We start from the raw sequence: 14604 nt of genomic DNA, 5'->3' as shown, positions 1-14604 counted from the left end.
TGTTCCTCCTGTTTTGGCGGCTTTACCCCCTTTATTCGGAACGGCACTGGACGCGGATGGGTCGGATTCCCGGCAATTTTCGGGGCCTCCTCAGCGGCGTCGCCCGGGTAGACGGCCGTCCTGGCCGCGGTCGCCCTGACGCTGGCCGGGCGGCGCGACCTCAGGGCCGGGACGGTGACCCGCCTGGCCACGCCGGCCACCGTGGCCGCCACCGCAGCCTGGGCCGGGCTCCGCCTCGCCGGGGGCGGATCGTCCTGGACGGCCGCGATGAGCGGCGCCTGGAACGTGTTGCCGGTGGGGCTGCTCAGCCTGGGCGCCGCCGTGCCGGCGGTGGGGTGCGCACCCCGCGCGGTCTCGCACCTCGGCCCGCTGCCCACCACCGGCGGGTTTCTGCTGTTCACCCTGGCCGGCCCCGCCGAACGCTCCCGGACTGGCCCGAGCCGGCCACCCGAACGCCGTGACAACCGGCCCCGTCGCCCGCCACGACGTTCATGGCATCAACCGAGCGGCGCGACCCCGGACGTGGTCACGCGCGCTCGCTGTCCTGCTGGTAGACGTCGGGGATGCCGTCGGCGTCGGCGTCGACGCTCTCCTCGGCGCTGATCCGGCGGTAGTGCCGGTCTCGGATGCGCAGCACCACGGTGGCCAGCAGCGCGGCGATCAGCGAGCCGAGCAGGACGCCGAGCTTCGCGTGCTGGTCGCGTTCGCTGCCCACGCCGAAGGCAAGGTCGCCGATCAGCAGCGACACGGTGAAGCCGATCCCGCCCAGCAGGGCCAGCCCCAGCACGTCCCACCAGCTCAGGCCGGCCGCCAGCTGGGCCCGGGTGAACCGCTGGACCAGCCAGGTCGCCCCGGTGATGCCGATCGTCTTGCCCGCCACCAGGCCGGCGATGATGCCGATGGTCACGGCGTCGCCGAGGCTCGCGCCCAGGCCGCCCGAGACGGTGACGCCCGCGGCGAAGAAGGCGAAGACCGGCACGGCGAACCCGGCCGACAGCGGCCGCAGGCGGTGCTCGAAGTGCTCGGCGAGCCCGCCCCGCACCGGCACGGTGAACGCGAGCAGGACCCCGGCCACGGTGGCGTGCACCCCGGACGCGTGGACCAGCGCCCACGTGACCGCGGCCAGCGGCAGCAGCAGCCACCACGAGCGGACGCGGCGCTGCACCAGCAGGCCGAAGACCGCCAGCGGCACCAGCGCGACCAGCAGCGGGATCAGGTGCAGCAACTGGGTGTAGAAGACCGCGATGATGGTGATGGCGAGCAGGTCGTCGACGACGGCCAGGGTGAGCAGGAAGGTGCGCATGGCCGCGGGCAGGCTGGTGCTGACCACGGCCAGCACGGCCAGCGCGAAGGCGATGTCGGTGGCCGTCGGCACCGCCCAGCCGACCGGGGCGCCGCTGCTCATGGTGACGTTGATCAGCACGTAGAGCAGGGCCGGGATCGCCATGCCGCCGACCGCGGCCGCCACCGGCAGGGCCGCCCGGCGCGGGTCGCGCAGGTCGCCGGCGACGAATTCGCGCTTGAGCTCGAGCCCGGCGACGAAGAAGAAGATCGCCAGCAGGCCGTCGGCGGCCCACCCGGCCAGGCTGAGGTCGAGGTGCAGCGCGTGCGGGCCGATCGTGATGCCGGCCAGGTCGTGATAGGCACCCGACCAGGGTGAGTTGGCCCAGACGAGCGCGGCCACGGCCGCGCCCAGCAGCAGGATGCCACCGGTGGTCTCGGCGCGCAGGATCTCGGCGACGCGGCGGGCCTCGGGCCACGAACCACGGCCGAACAGGTGCGGGGCGGACTTGCGCGGGGCATTCACGGGCGGCTCCGGGGGAAATGGGGTCGGCAAAGCGATCGCCGACCAGACTTCCCGGCACACCTGCGGTAACCCTATCCGGCCGCGGCGCCTCCGGCAGCGGGACAGCTCACATCACCGCACCTCACATCACCGCAGCTCACATGACCGCAGCTCACATCACCGCAGCTCACATGACCGCAGCTCACATGGCCGCACCTCACATGGCCGCAGCTCACAGCCCGTAGCGAGACAGTCCGAGTGCCCGTGGCCGCACTGGCGACCCGATCGGTGCCACCGGACTCATGGTGAAAGAGGCGAACCGAATCAACCCAGGTTCCTAGGATGCACAGAGCGTGGCGACCCGATCAGTGCCACCGGACTCACGGTGAAAACGAAGAACAGAACCAACCGAGGTTCCTAGGATGCTCAAAGCGTAGTGCGAAGCGGAACCGCGCGCGGCCGCCGACGACGAGTGCGGCCGCGCCAGGGTCCGCCACTATGCGGCCTGCGTTCTCCGCTCTGGAGAGCTGACGCCGGGGCCGGCTCCGTCGAGCAGCTGGAGCAGGCGGGTGACCTCGGCCCGTACGGCGTCGCGCCCCGGCTTCAGGTACTTGCGAGGGTCGGTCAGGGTGTCCTGGTCGGCCAGCACATCGCGGACAGTCTCGGTCAGCACCCGGTTGAGCAGGGTGCCGACGTTGACCTTCGTGATGCCTACGGCGGCGGCCTCGCGCAGCCCGGTGTCGGGCACTCCGGATGAGCCGTGCAGCACCAGTGGCACCGGCACCGCAGTGGCGAGCCGGCCGATCAGGTCGACGTCGAGGCGGGCGTCGCGGCTGGACATGGCGTGGGACGAGCCGACGGCGACGGCCAGCGAGTCCACGCCGGTTGCCTCGACGAAGGCGGCCGCCTGGAGAGGGTCGGTGCGTACTCCGGGGGCGTGGGCGCCGTCCTTGCCGCCGATCTCGCCCAGTTCGGCCTCGACCAGGCAGCCGACGGCGTGGCAGCGCTGCACGACCGCGCGGGTGCGGGCCACGTTCTCCTCGTACGGGAGGGTGGCCGCGTCGAACATCACCGAGCGCAGGCCTAAGGCGACGGCCTGGTCGATCAGGGTTTCGTCCTCGGCGTGGTCGAGGTGGACGGTCACCGGCACCGTGGCGGCCGAAGCCAGGCTCAGGCAGGCGGTGGCGAACGGGGCCAGCGAGCCGTGGTAGCGCGCCGCGTTCTGCGAGATCTGCAGGATGACCGGCAGCCCGGCCTGTTCGGCGCCGGTCACGATGGCTTCGGCGTGTTCGAGCAGGATCGCGTTGAAGGCGCCGACCGCGCGGCCGCTGCCTCGAAGATCGGTCAACAGGCTCACGTGAGTTCCTCCACGGTGATGGCGCTCAGCCAGCGGCGGCGCGCGTCGAGATCGATTTCGCCGGCCACGGGGCGCAGCACGCAGGCGGCCGAGGTGGCAACGACGTCGGCCAGGGCAGCCGGCCAGAAAACGCCGGCGGCGTCGGCCGGCCTGAGAGCACCGGCGGCGTCGGTCGGCCTGAGAGCACCGGCGGCGTCGGCCGGCCTGAGAGCACCGGCGGCCAGGCGCAGGGCGAGGGCCGCGGTCGCGGCATCACCGGCGCCGGTCGGGTTGCCGTCGACCACTTCGGGCGTACGGGCGTGCCAGGCGCCGCCGGGGGTGACGGCCACCGCGCCGTCCTCGCCCAGGGTCACGACGACGGCGGCCGCGCCCTGGCCAACCAGCTCCCGTGCGGCGACGACCGGCTCGCCGCCGCTTATTTCCGATATTTCGGACAGGTTGGGAACGAGGATCGCGCCGGCGCCGACCGCGGCCCGCAACGCCGGGCCGGACACGTCGACGATGACCGGAATGCCGGAGGCGAGCCGGGCCAGACGGGCGGGCAGGTCGTCGGGCAGCCCGGGCGGAACGCTGCCCGACACCACCAAGGCGTCGGCGCCGGTCAGTTCCAGAGCCACCGTGGCGGCAATGGCGTCGGCGGTTCCGGCCGGGGCGGGACTGCCCGGTTCCAACAGGATGGTCGTCGGGCCGTCCGCACCCACGACGGCCACGGTCCGCCGTACGGTGGCCAATGACGGAACCAAATGGTGACGCAGGCCCAGGCTGTCGAGCCCGTCGCGGAACGGGTCGGGCTCGGTGCGGGCGCCCGGGGCGACTACAACCGCGTCGCCACCCAGCTGGCGCACCACGGCGGCCACGTTGACCCCCTTGCCGCCGGCCCGCGAGCGCACGTTCTCCACCCGTACGCTGGAACCGACCGCCAACGCTGGGACCGCGTAGGTGATGTCGAGGGCCGGGTTGAGCGTGACCGTGACGACGCGGGTCATCCGTCGGCCAGTTCGGCGGATTTCTCGGTGGTGTAGACCATCAGGGTCGAACCGGCCAGCGCGAGCACGATGCCCGCGGTCTGCCAGCCCGACGGCAGCGTCTGATAGATCGCGAGCGACAGCGCGATGGTGAGCACGGGCGCCAGCGCGTTGGTGATCGGCGCGACCACCGACGCCTTGCCGCGGCTCATCGCCATCACCAGGAACAGGGCGCCGATGGCGTTGAGCACCTGGGTCACGGCGGTCAGGGCGGGCGCCTGCCACGGGAAGCCGGTGGGGAAGCCGCCCATCATGAGCAGGGCGACCGGGATCAGCACGAGACCGCTGATCGTCATCCAGCCGAACGTGGTGGCGTCGTTGACCCCGGCCAGCGCGGCCTTGCGCATGTAGTAGGCCTGCACACCCCACGCGATGCAGATCAGCACGGCGAGGATCAGGTACGGCCCGGCGTCGACGCCCTCGTCGCTGGGCGCGACGGAGAACAGCACGATCGCGACCAGGGCCAGCACCACACCGATCACGGCCAGCCGGGTCAGGCGTTCCTTGAGCGCGACCAGCGCCATGATCACGGTGATGGCGGGGGAGAGGGCGATGATCGGGAAGATGATGTACGCGGGGCCGATGGTCAGCGCCTTGAACAGCAGCAGCTGCCCGCCCGCCCCGGTCAGACCCACAATCAGCCCGTACGCGGCGGCGACCGGCCGGCGGTCGAAGGTGTTCCCGCGCAGCGCGGCCATGGCCGGGATCAGCATCGTGATCGACCAGATGATGTAGACCATGCCGTCGGGGTAGCCGTATTTGCTGGTCGGCTGGCTGGAGAACGCGCCCCAGACACCCCAGAAGAGCACGAGCAGAGCGGCGTACGGGATCCAGCCGGTGCGACGGCCGGTGGCGGTGCTCAGAGAGGTCATGTGCGGGGTCCGTTCGACAGTCGGGCGGCGTACAGGGCCGCGCCGTGGTCCGGGGGGAAGAGTGGTTCGCGCAGGTCGTAGCGCCCGTCGAGCGACCGGCGGAACGAGTCGAGCAGCAGCGGGCTGGTGAGCATGCCGCCGGAGTAGGAGACCGGGATCAGTTGCTGAGTCCCGAATTCGAGGACGCGGGCCTCGGCGTCGACCATCTCGGCGAGCTCGCGGCCGGCGTCGCGCAGGATGTCCGCGCTCGCGGTGTCGCCGGCGTCGGCGGCCTCGCTGACCGCGGTGCTCAGGGCGGCGATCTTGGCTCGGTCGCCCTGCCAGCGGTTGAGCACGACGTCGACGATCTCGAGGTCGTCGGTCAGGTCGAGCCGGGCGCGCAGGATGCCGGCGAGCGGGCCGCGCGGCAGCCGCCCGTCACCCATCTTGCTGAACGCGTTGAGCCCGCGGATGGCGACCCAGTGGGCCGAGCCCTCGTCGCCGAAGATCTCGCCCCAGCCACCGGCCCGCGACTTGCGCTCGCCGTTCTCGCCGTACGCGATCGAGCCGGTGCCGGCGACCACGTTGATGCCGTCGGCGGCGCCCAGCGAGCCGGCCCAGCCACAGATCATGTCGTTGCCGCAGCGGTACCGGTCGGTGCCGAGCACAGTTTTCGGAAGAGCGTCGAGCTTCGGTACGTCGGGCAGGACCTCGCCGTAGCAGGGGATCCCGAAGAACGCGTACGCGATGTCCTCGGGTTTGATGCCCGCGCTCGCGCACACGTCGGCCACGCCCTGGGCCAGCAGCGGCTCGACGATCTCGATCCCGCTCATCAGGTAGTAGATGCTGGCCGTGCGGGCCGAGGCCACGATCGCGCCGTCGTCGTCGATCAGGCAGAAGGCCGTCTTGGTCCCGCCGCCGTCCACACCGAGATACATCTCAGGACCGCCTTTCGCCGTACGGGTGAATGACCACTCCCTGCACGACGCGGTTGACCTCGCCGCCGGGGAACGGGTTGTCCGGGGTCAGCCCGGCCGCCAGCGAGCAGGTCAAGGCGGTGAGCTGGGCGGTGATGACCGCGACGAGGGCCCACAGCGCGTCCGGGAGCCCGGGTGCGCGCGGGACGGGCCACGTGCCGTCGGCGTCGACCAGCACCACCCGCTCGGCGCCGAGGCCGGTGCTGAGCTCGCGGGCCAGGTCGAGGTCGTACGCGCGCCGGTAGTCGTCGCCGGAGACGAAGACGACCGCGAGCGTGTCCGGGGTGAGGGCGGCCTTGGGCCCGTGCCGGAAGCCCAGCGACGACTCGCCCAGCGCGACGGTCGTGCCCGCGGTCAGCTCGAGCGTCTTGAGCGCCGCCTCGCGGGCCAGGCCCTTGAGGCTGCCCGAGCCCAGATAGACGATGCGGCCCGGCCGGAGCGCGGTCACCGTCCGCTCGATCCGGTCGGCGCCGGCCAGCACGGTCGCGGCCGCCTCGGCCAGCGCGTCGACGTCGGCCTCGCCGGCCAGGCACAGGTAGGCGGCGAGCACCATCGAGGTGAACGACGACGTCATGGCGAAGCCGCGGTCGTTGGTCTCGGCCGGCAGCGTCACCACGGCGGCGTTGGGCGCGTTCTGGAATGTGCGCGCCAGCCGCCCGGCACCGTCGCAGGTGATCACCAGGTGGTGCGCGGCCGGGGCCAGCTGGTCGATCAGCTCGGCCGCCGCGACCGACTCCGGGCTGTTGCCGCTGCGGGCGAACGACACCAGCAGCACCGGCCGGTCGCCCGCGGTCACCGCCTGCGGGTCGGTGACGATGTCGGTGGTCGCGATCGCCTCCACCGGCCGCTTCAGGACGCGGGCCAGTTCCGGTGCGAGCACTTCCCCCGCGTACGCCGAGGTGCCGGCCCCGGTCAGCACGATCCGGGTGCGCTCGTCCGACGTTTTTTCCAGCACCCGGTTCACGTCGGCGCGGGCGGCGTCCACGACGTTCCGGGTCGCGCGCCAGACGTCCGGCTGCTGCTCGATCTCGGCCCGGGTGAAGCTGCTGCTCATCGTGCTCCCTGTGTTTCCGGCAACCTGGTCTGGTTCCGGAAAGCTACTGGTATGCAACTGGTATGTCAACGGTTTCTCCTGGGCCCCTGGTACCGTCGTGCCGGTGCAGACCAGCCCCTTGATCGGCCCGGACGCCCTCCCGCTCTATCTGCGGCTGGCCGAGCGCATCCACGACGACCTGCGGGCCGCCGACGGCACCGACGGCGCGCGGCTGCCCTCCGAGCGCCAGCTGGCCGAGCGCTACGCCGTCTCGCGCGTGACGATCCGGGCCGCCCTGGGTGAGCTGCGTGAACGCGGCGTGCTGGTCTCCCTGCCGGCCCGGGGCTGGGCCGTGGCCGCCGCGCCCGTGCAGCGCGGCGCGGGCACCGCGGGCCGGGTGATGGGCTTCGCCGACCTGGCCGCCCAGCGTGGCCTGGCCATCCACAACCGTGTGCTGGTCAGCAAGGTCCGCCCGGCCACCAGCCGCGAGGCCGAGCTGCTGCGTACGGTGGCCGGCGCCGACCTGTTCGAGATGCGCCGCCTGCGCTACCTCAACGACCTGGTCATCGCGCTCGAGCACAACCGCCTGCCCCTGGCGATCGCCCCCGAACTGGCCACCACGGACTTCAGCCGCAACTCCCTCTACGAGGTGCTACGAGCGGCGTCACCCCGCCAGCAACCGCACTATGCCGACTACTCGGTCGAAGCCCGCAACGCCACCGACGACGAACGCGACCACCTGGAGATCACCGGCCCGGTCCCGATCCTGTCGGCCACCCAGCTCACGTTCAACCAAGAAGGCGTCCCGATCGAACTGACCGTGCAGGCCTACCGCGGCGACCGCTACACGTTCCGCGCCTCCATCACCGACTGACGCCTCCGCAGGGGTCAGTGCTTCGCCCGTTCTGATTAGTACGTCCGCGGTGATGGCGACTCGGCTCGGCAAACCTGTACCGGCCGATCATCACGCTTATCAGAATGCGCGGCCGGTGACTGGGAGAGATGCCGCGATTACGTTCGGGTCATGCGCTTCGCTCTCATGTCGCTTCTTGCTGTCTCGTTCGCCTTGATGACCCTCGCTGTCCTGAGCTTCCTTCGGCCCAGCAAGCGTCCGGCAAGAGACGGTGTCCACAGTCTTGCGACCGCGAAGCGACGGCAGTCTCGTCTTGATCCCCGGGATGAAGCCTCATCCTTCGACGCGGGCCGGATGGGAAACACCCGCGTGGTGCGGTCATATCGCGTGCGATCCGACCGGCTGATGGATGCACCGACCGGACGCCTCTGGCCGTCTGAACGCCACCGGGTGCCGCCGTGGGTCTGAACGTCTCTGCTCAGGCTGTGGTGGGGGTGCGGACGGGTGCCCGCTGTGGCCAGACGCAGCAGACGGCGATCGCGAGGATCGGGAGCAGGGCCAGAATGGCGAGCGGCTCCGCCCCGAAGACCACGAAACCGCCCCAGTAGACCGAGGGGCCGTGACCGTTGCGGTGGGTGTTGGCCAGCAGGGAACCGGTCGAAGTGGGGATGTTGCCGAGGCAGGCCGGGGCGAGCAGCAGCAGCGTGGTGACGCAGAGCCGGGAGTAGGCCCGTTGCCGGCCCGGGCCGTAACGGCGCATGCGCTTGGCGGTGTAAAGCCCGAGCAGGGCGCCGAGCAGCGCGCCGGCCAGGCCGCCGAGGACGGTGTCATGCAGGTGGCCGGGTGGCTCGGCCCACATCAGGTCGAGGTTCAGCCCGGTGGAGTATTGCCCGATCTGCACAGCGGCGAGATAGCCGGTGCGCGTGCCGGTCACCTCGGCGAACCTGCTGGGCCCATCGCCCTCGACGGTGATGCGCACGTCCCGCCAGCCGTGGGCGCGCATCTGCCCGGCGACGGCGGTGGCGAGCTGTTCGACGCCGGTGCGCTGGGGCATCGAGCCGGTCACGCTGGTGCGGCCCACCCGTACGCCGGTGCCGCCGTGCAACGTGTTCTTGCTGTACGGGTTCCAGAAGGTCTGCCGCCCGAACTGGCTGGCCTTGTTGTCGAAGGGGACCGGCAGGACCGTGGGCGCCAGGGCGATCGCGGTGGCCTTGCCGGGCGCCATCGGGTCCACGTCGCGCCAGGCCAGCCACGAGCCGAGCGCGATCCCGCTGAGCCCGCCGAGCACGGCCGCGACCGCCGCGATCACGAACGCCCGGCGGCCGAACTCGGCGAGACGCCGGCCGAGGCCGTGCCGCAGCAGCAGCGCGGCCTCGCGCGGGGCCGGCCGCGACCGGCCCGGGTCGGCCGCGTCGAGCAGCGTCGCGAGGATCTCCGGACCGCGCTCGTGCCGATACGCCCGGGGGTAGGCCAGCAGCCATCGCCGATACCTGCGCTCCAGACGCGCGATGCTGAGGTCGCCGGGCATGGTGATCCCTTCCGAGGCCGGGTCAGGCGGGGCGGACTGCGCTCAACCGTTGGGTGACCATGCGGGCGTCGCGGCGCATCTGCTCGGCCTCGGCGGCCAGCGTGGCGATGCCCTGATCGGTCAGCCGGTAGTAGCGGCGGAGCCGGCCGTCGACAGTCTCCTCACGGTCGACCTCGACGAGACCTTCGTCGCTGAGCCGGTCGAGCGCCGCATACAACGTGCCGGCGGCGAGGCGTTTCTGGTCCGCCGACAGCCGCGCCACCTCCTTGATCACCGCATAGCCGTGCAGCGGGGCCGGGGCCAGCGCCGACAGGATCAGAAAGCTCGGTCGTCGCATGCGCGCCAATATACAGTTGATCGGTATATCGGTGAAGCCTGGCAAAGCGACGTCACGGTCGGCTGTGGGTGCGCCGGGGCGTGGCGATCAGCACGTCGAGCAGGGCCGCGAACGACAGCCCGGCCCGCTGCCACATCTGCGGGAATTGCGAGGCCGCCGTCATGCCGGGGAACGTGTTGACCTCGTTGACGACGGGCGCCCCTTCGGCGGGCAGGAAGAAGTCGACGCGCAGCAGGCCGCGGCACTCCAGGGCGTGGAAGGCGCGGATCGCCTGGCCCTGCAGCAGCCGGGTGGTGGCCTGGTCGAGGCGGGCGGGGATCTGGAACTCGGCGCCGCCGTCGTACTTGGCCGCGTAGTCGAAGAAGCCGCGCGTCACGGTGATCTCCAGGGGCGGCCCGGCCTCGACCCGGCCGTCCGGGTGCTGCAGGACCGCCACGTCGATCTCGCGGCCGGTGACCGCCTGCTCGATCAGCACCTTGGGGTCGAGCTCGCGGGCCTTGCGCAGGGCGGCGGGCAGCTCCGCCCAGTCGTCGACCCGCGAGACGCCGAGGCTGGAGCCCGCGCGGGCCGGCTTGACGAAGACCGGCAGCGCCAGCCCAGGCGGCACTGTTTCGTCGCCGCGGGCCATGGTGACCCCGTCGGCGACGCGCAGCCCCTCGGCCGCGAGCAGTTTCTTGGTCACGGCCTTGTCCATGCCGGCCGCGCTGGCGAGCACCCCACTTCCCACGTACGGGATGTCCAGCCACTCCAGCATCGCCTGCAACCGGCCGTCCTCCCCGTACGGGCCGTGCAGCGCGGGGAACGCCACGTCGCAGTGCTGGATCGCCCGCAGCGCCACGGCCAGTGGCACGGGAACGCCGTCGACGTGCCACTGCCCGTCCCGCCCGATCAGCAGCTCGGTGACGTCGTACGCCGCCCGGTCGAGATGGTCGAGGATGCTGCGGGCCGACTTGCGGGACACGTCGTGCTCGCCGCTGCGTCCGCCGTAGATAAGGGCCAGTCTCACCGGTGCCGTGCCTCTCCGAGCTGATAGCGGCGGGTCACCCGGGCGCCGATCCCGGTCAGAATCTCGTGCGGGTTGGTGCCGGCCCAGCGGGCCCAGTCGGTGACGGCGGGCTTGTCCGGGCCCGGCCCGAAGAGCACGACCGGGTCGCCCGGCCGCACCGGCAGGTCGCCCGCGTCGATCACGCACTGGTCCATGGCGATCCGCCCGACGATCGGGCACCGCCGGCCGCCGAGCCACACCTCGGCCCGCCCCTCGGCCGCCCGCGGCACCCCGTCGGCGTAGCCCAGCGGCAGCAGCGCCAGGGTGGCCGGCCGGGCGGTCACGTGGTCGGGGCCGTAGGATACGCCGGTTCCGGCCGGCACCCGCTTCACGTTGACGACCCGCGAGCGCAGGGTCATGGCCGGTCGCAGCCCCGGCGGTCCGGCCCCGTAGAGGGCGATCCCGATCCGGCACAGGTCGAAGCGAGCGCGGGGCAGGCTGAGCGCGGCCGCCGAGTTGGCCAGGTGGGTCAGCGGCGGGTCGAGCCCGGCGTCGCGGGCCACGCGGACGGCGTCCTCGAACGCGTCGATCTGGCGGGTGACGGCGGGATCGGCGGGCCGCTCCGCGTTGGCCAGATGCGACCAGACCCCCCGTACGCGGAAAAGGTCCTCGCCCTCGTATTTGCGGGCCCAGGCCACCAGGTCGGCCCAGTCCTCCGGGCGGGCGCCGTTGCGTGACAGCCCGGTGTCCGCCTTGAGCTGCACCTGCGCCGGCAGGCCGAGCCCCCGGGCGGCCGCGGCCACCGCGTGCAGCTGGGTCAAGCCGGAGACGCCGAGGTCGACACGTGCGGCGATCAGGCGGGCGAAGTCCTCGTCCGGCGCGTGCAGCCAGCTCAGCACGGGCGTCGTGAGCCCGGCCGACCGCAGGTGCAAAGCCTCGGCGGCCGAGGTCGTGCCGAGCCAGGTCGCGCCGGCGGCCACCGCGGCCCGGGCCACCTCGACCGCGCCGTGCCCGAAGCCGTCCGCCTTGACGACGGCCATCAGCTCGGTGCCGGCGACCGCGGCCACCGTACGCACGTTGGCGGCGACCGCGCCCAGGTCGATGACCGCCTCGCCCAGGCTCACCGGTGCGCCCCGGTCCGGCGCCGCCGGCCGGCCAGCACGAGCAGCCCGATCGCGGCCAGCACGACACCGGCCACACCCGTCACGCCGGGCACGTTCCACGAGCTCGGCGGCGCGTCCATGGTGTCGTTGATCCAGCCCACGAGGTTGTCGGTGCGGGCGCTGAAGTCGGGCCCGGCGTGCGGGCAGCCGGGGCCCGAGCTGACCACCGCGGCCAGCGCGACCTTGCCGTCGCGCTGCTCACGAAAGTAGGGGCCGCCGGAGTCGTGCGGGCACGGGCTGGTCTGCGTGCGGGGCCAGCGTCCGGAGGTCTCGAGCAACGAGTCGCCGAACGCCGTGACGGTGAACAGCCCGGTCTGCAGCCGGGTCGCGGGGACGTTCCCGCCGCCGTCGCCGACCAGGCCGTACCCGGTCAGCCGGAGCACGTCCCCCCGTTGCGGGGCCCGCGTGCTGACGGGCAGGGGTGTGATCCCGGTGACCGGCTCGCCCAGCCGGGCCAGGGCGACGTCGTGCCCCTCGGCCTGATACGCGGCGACCACCTCCACCTCCTGGCCGTCGTCGCTGCTCAGGTCGGTGCGGCCGACGATCGCGGTGGTCCGCTCGGCCACGGTGCGGCTGACCCGCTTGTCGCCGTCGCGGAAGCAGTGCCCGGCCGTGATCACCCATTCCGGGGCGATCAGCGCGCCGGAACAAGAGCTGTCCCGGGTGCCACCGTCCGCGTCGGGCAGGCCGGTCATCACCAGCTGCACCGAGAACCGGTAGGCGCCGTCCGGGGCGTTCTTGCCGTACGCGATCGCCTGGGCCGGCGCGGGCGAGAACGGCACGACCGCCGCGCAGACCGCCAGAACAGCCACGAGATTCCTGATAGACCTAGCCACGGCACGATGGTGTCGGCCGGGCCGTAGACGGACCGTCAGCAGCGTCTTTATGAACCGTTTATGTTCGATCTGCGAGCCTGGCGGGCGGCAGTGGGAGGAAACCGGGGATGCGCGTGCTGGTGGCGGACGACGAACAGGTGCTGGCCGACACGGTCGCCCAGGGGCTGCGCAAGCTGTCCATGGCCGTCGACGTGGTCTACGACGGCGACAGCGCCCTGGAACGCCTCGCCGTCAACCGCTACGACGTCGCGGTGCTCGACCGGGACATGCCCGGCCGCACCGGCGACGAGGTGTGCCGGCAGCTGGCCGGCGCGGGCGACGGCCCCAAGGTGCTGCTGCTCACCGCCGCGGCCGGCATCCGCGACCGGGTCGAGGGCCTGGGGCTGGGCGCCGACGACTACCTGACCAAGCCGTTCGCGTTCGCCGAGCTCGCCGCGCGCGTGCAGGCGCTGTCCCGGCGCTCCGGAGCCGCGGTGGCGCCCGTGCTCGAACGCGACGGGGTCGTGCTCGACAGCACCCGGCACACCGCCTCCCGCGACGGGCAGGTGCTCGACCTGTCGGCCAAGGAGTTCGCCGTCCTGCGGGTGCTGATGCGGGCCGAGGGCCGGGTGGTCAGCACCGAGGAGCTGCTCGAACAGGCCTGGGACGAGCACGCCGACCCGTTCACCAACACCGTGCGGATGACGGTGATGACGCTGCGCCGCAAGCTCGGCGACCCGCCGGTGCTGCACACCGTGCGCCGGGTCGGTTATCGGATCGGCTCGTGACCGGTCGCTCGCCGGCCCGCCGGATCCTCGTGCTGTGCGCGGCCGTGCTGGTCGTGGCCCAGTTCACGCCGTGGCTGCAGTCCCGCCTGCTCGACCTGGTCGGCATGCTGCTGCCCTCGGTGTGCGAGCGGAACCTGGACCGGGCCCCCGACGCCGGCACCTCGCTGGCCTGCACCGTGCTGTTCCGCTTCCCGAGCCTGCCCTACCTCGCGCTGTACGCCTTCGTCTTCGCCCTGCTGCTGGCGGTGCTGCTGGCCGCCTGCTATCCGGTGGTGCGCTGGTGCCTGCGCCCGGTGCGCGACGTCGCCGGCGTGATCGGCAGCGTCGGGCCGCAGAACCTCGGCTACCGCCTGCGTCCCGGCCCGGGCACCGGCGAGCTGGCGGAGCTGGGCCGCTCGATCGACGAGATGATGGACCGGATCACCGTCGGCTACGAGGCCCAGCGCCGCTTCGCCGCCGACGCGTCGCACGAGCTGCGGACCCCGCTCGCCGTGCAGCGCGCGCTGATCGAGGTCAGCATGGCCGACGAGCTCACCCGCGAGCAGGTCGAGCTGCTCACCGATCAGCTGCTGGCCACCAACGAGCGCAACGAACGCCTGATCGAGGGCCTGCTGGTGCTGGCCGAGAGCGACCGCGGCCTGGCCACCCGCACCCCGCAACGGCTCGACCGGATCACCGAGGCGGTGGTCGACACGCACCGCCGCCGCGCGGCCGAGGCCGGCGTCACCATCACGACCGACCTGCACCCCCGTACGGTGCCGGGCGAACAGGTGCTGCTGGAGCGCCTGGTCACTAACCTGATCCAGAACGCGCTGAAGTACAACCGCCCCGGCGGCACGCTCGACGTACGGGTCGGCGACAACCCGGCGCTGATCGTCACCAACACCGGCGACGACGTGCCGCCCGAGGAGGTGCCGGCACTGTTCGAGCCGTTCCGCCGCCGCAACGGCAAACGCATCGACCACAGCGGCGGCGCCGGCCTCGGCCTCTCCATCGCCCGCTCGATCACCCAGGCCCACGGCGGCCTGATCGAGGCCTCGTCAACAGGCAAGGACGGCCTGCGCGTCGAGGTCACCCTCCCGACCTGAGGCGCGATCGGCCCAGCC

Annotated in this window: 14 protein-coding genes; 3 read left to right on the top strand and 11 right to left on the bottom strand. The window is 72.4% G+C overall.

What is annotated here, in order from left to right; genetic code table 11:
• Window positions 1-526 precede the first annotated feature (526 nt).
• From nhaA to JKJ07_RS03890, 6 genes are all read right to left on the bottom strand, one after another.
• The gene (nhaA, locus tag JKJ07_RS03915) at window positions 527-1807 is read right to left on the bottom strand and encodes a Na+/H+ antiporter NhaA (RefSeq protein ID WP_202989803.1); all 1281 of its coding nucleotides are present in this window, start codon (window positions 1805-1807) and stop codon (window positions 527-529) included.
• Window positions 1808-2282: 475 nt separating this feature from the next.
• A complete protein-coding gene (locus JKJ07_RS03910) occupies window positions 2283-3143 on the bottom strand; it encodes a class II fructose-bisphosphate aldolase (RefSeq protein ID WP_202989802.1) in 861 nt (286 codons plus the stop codon).
• Window positions 3140-4129, bottom strand: a complete 990-nt coding sequence (locus JKJ07_RS03905; RefSeq protein WP_202989801.1) for a 1-phosphofructokinase family hexose kinase — start codon at window positions 4127-4129, stop codon at window positions 3140-3142. Before JKJ07_RS03905 ends, JKJ07_RS03910 begins: the two co-directional genes overlap by 4 nt.
• Complete coding sequence (locus tag JKJ07_RS03900) at window positions 4126-5040, bottom strand: DMT family transporter (RefSeq protein WP_202989800.1); 915 nt, start codon at window positions 5038-5040, stop codon at window positions 4126-4128. Before JKJ07_RS03900 ends, JKJ07_RS03905 begins: the two co-directional genes overlap by 4 nt.
• Window positions 5037-5957, bottom strand: a complete 921-nt coding sequence (locus tag JKJ07_RS03895) for an N-acetylglucosamine kinase (protein WP_202989799.1) — start codon at window positions 5955-5957, stop codon at window positions 5037-5039. The genes JKJ07_RS03900 and JKJ07_RS03895 overlap by 4 nt, the downstream gene beginning before the upstream one ends.
• A 1-nt stretch (window position 5958) precedes the next feature.
• Window positions 5959-7050, bottom strand: coding sequence for an SIS domain-containing protein (locus JKJ07_RS03890; RefSeq protein ID WP_202989798.1), 1092 nt, complete (start codon window positions 7048-7050; stop codon window positions 5959-5961).
• A gap of 103 nt (window positions 7051-7153) precedes the next feature.
• Between JKJ07_RS03890 and JKJ07_RS03885 the strand changes: the two genes are divergently transcribed.
• Window positions 7154-7903: a GntR family transcriptional regulator gene (locus JKJ07_RS03885; RefSeq protein WP_202989797.1), complete on the top strand. Its 750-nt coding sequence runs from the start codon at window positions 7154-7156 to the stop codon at window positions 7901-7903.
• 457 nt (window positions 7904-8360) lie between these two features.
• On the opposite strand, the gene JKJ07_RS03880 is transcribed toward JKJ07_RS03885, so the two are convergent.
• The 5 genes from JKJ07_RS03880 to JKJ07_RS03860 are packed head-to-tail and all read right to left on the bottom strand — an operon-like array spanning window position 8361 to window position 12707.
• On the bottom strand, window positions 8361-9410 hold the full coding sequence (locus JKJ07_RS03880) for a hypothetical protein (protein WP_202989796.1): 1050 nt from the start codon (window positions 9408-9410) through the stop codon (window positions 8361-8363).
• A gap of 22 nt (window positions 9411-9432) precedes the next feature.
• Entirely contained in the window at window positions 9433-9747 is a 315-nt protein-coding gene (locus JKJ07_RS03875) for a PadR family transcriptional regulator (RefSeq protein WP_236028226.1), read from the bottom strand.
• A gap of 52 nt (window positions 9748-9799) precedes the next feature.
• On the bottom strand, window positions 9800-10753 hold the full coding sequence (locus JKJ07_RS03870) for a D-alanine--D-alanine ligase family protein (RefSeq protein WP_202989795.1): 954 nt from the start codon (window positions 10751-10753) through the stop codon (window positions 9800-9802).
• The gene (gene alr / locus JKJ07_RS03865; protein WP_202989794.1) at window positions 10750-11856 is read right to left on the bottom strand and encodes an alanine racemase; all 1107 of its coding nucleotides are present in this window, start codon (window positions 11854-11856) and stop codon (window positions 10750-10752) included. Before alr ends, JKJ07_RS03870 begins: the two co-directional genes overlap by 4 nt.
• A complete protein-coding gene (locus JKJ07_RS03860) occupies window positions 11853-12707 on the bottom strand; it encodes a S1 family peptidase (RefSeq protein ID WP_307834107.1) in 855 nt (284 codons plus the stop codon). The genes alr and JKJ07_RS03860 overlap by 4 nt, the downstream gene beginning before the upstream one ends.
• Before the next feature lie 131 nt (window positions 12708-12838).
• On the opposite strand from JKJ07_RS03860, the gene JKJ07_RS03855 reads away from it, so the two are divergent.
• Both JKJ07_RS03855 and JKJ07_RS03850 read left to right on the top strand, forming a co-directional pair.
• Window positions 12839-13498: a response regulator transcription factor gene (locus tag JKJ07_RS03855; RefSeq protein ID WP_202989792.1), complete on the top strand. Its 660-nt coding sequence runs from the start codon at window positions 12839-12841 to the stop codon at window positions 13496-13498.
• A complete protein-coding gene (locus tag JKJ07_RS03850; RefSeq protein ID WP_202989791.1) occupies window positions 13495-14586 on the top strand; it encodes a sensor histidine kinase in 1092 nt (363 codons plus the stop codon). The genes JKJ07_RS03855 and JKJ07_RS03850 overlap by 4 nt, the downstream gene beginning before the upstream one ends.
• The last annotated feature ends 18 nt before the right edge of the window (window positions 14587-14604 follow it).

The sequence above is a fragment of the Paractinoplanes lichenicola genome (assembly GCF_016785085.1).
GTDB classification, from domain to species: Bacteria; Actinomycetota; Actinomycetes; order Mycobacteriales; family Micromonosporaceae; genus Actinoplanes; species Actinoplanes lichenicola.
This window is presented reverse-complemented; position numbering and strand designations above follow the sequence as displayed.

What these genes read in the sequence shown, in the direction of transcription:
- JKJ07_RS03895 (WP_202989799.1), bottom strand. Translation starts at nt 5,957, where the DNA reads ATGTATCTCGGTGTGGACGGCGGCGGGACCAAGACGGCCTTCTGCCTG.
- JKJ07_RS03905 (WP_202989801.1), bottom strand. Translation starts at nt 4,129, where the DNA reads ATGACCCGCGTCGTCACGGTCACGCTCAACCCGGCCCTCGACATCACC.
- JKJ07_RS03880 (WP_202989796.1), bottom strand. Translation starts at nt 9,410, where the DNA reads ATGCCCGGCGACCTCAGCATCGCGCGTCTGGAGCGCAGGTATCGGCGA.
- JKJ07_RS03890 (WP_202989798.1), bottom strand. Translation starts at nt 7,050, where the DNA reads ATGAGCAGCAGCTTCACCCGGGCCGAGATCGAGCAGCAGCCGGACGTC.
- JKJ07_RS03900 (WP_202989800.1), bottom strand. Translation starts at nt 5,040, where the DNA reads ATGACCTCTCTGAGCACCGCCACCGGCCGTCGCACCGGCTGGATCCCG.
- JKJ07_RS03855 (WP_202989792.1), top strand. Translation starts at nt 12,839, where the DNA reads ATGCGCGTGCTGGTGGCGGACGACGAACAGGTGCTGGCCGACACGGTC.
- JKJ07_RS03875 (WP_236028226.1), bottom strand. Translation starts at nt 9,747, where the DNA reads ATGCGACGACCGAGCTTTCTGATCCTGTCGGCGCTGGCCCCGGCCCCG.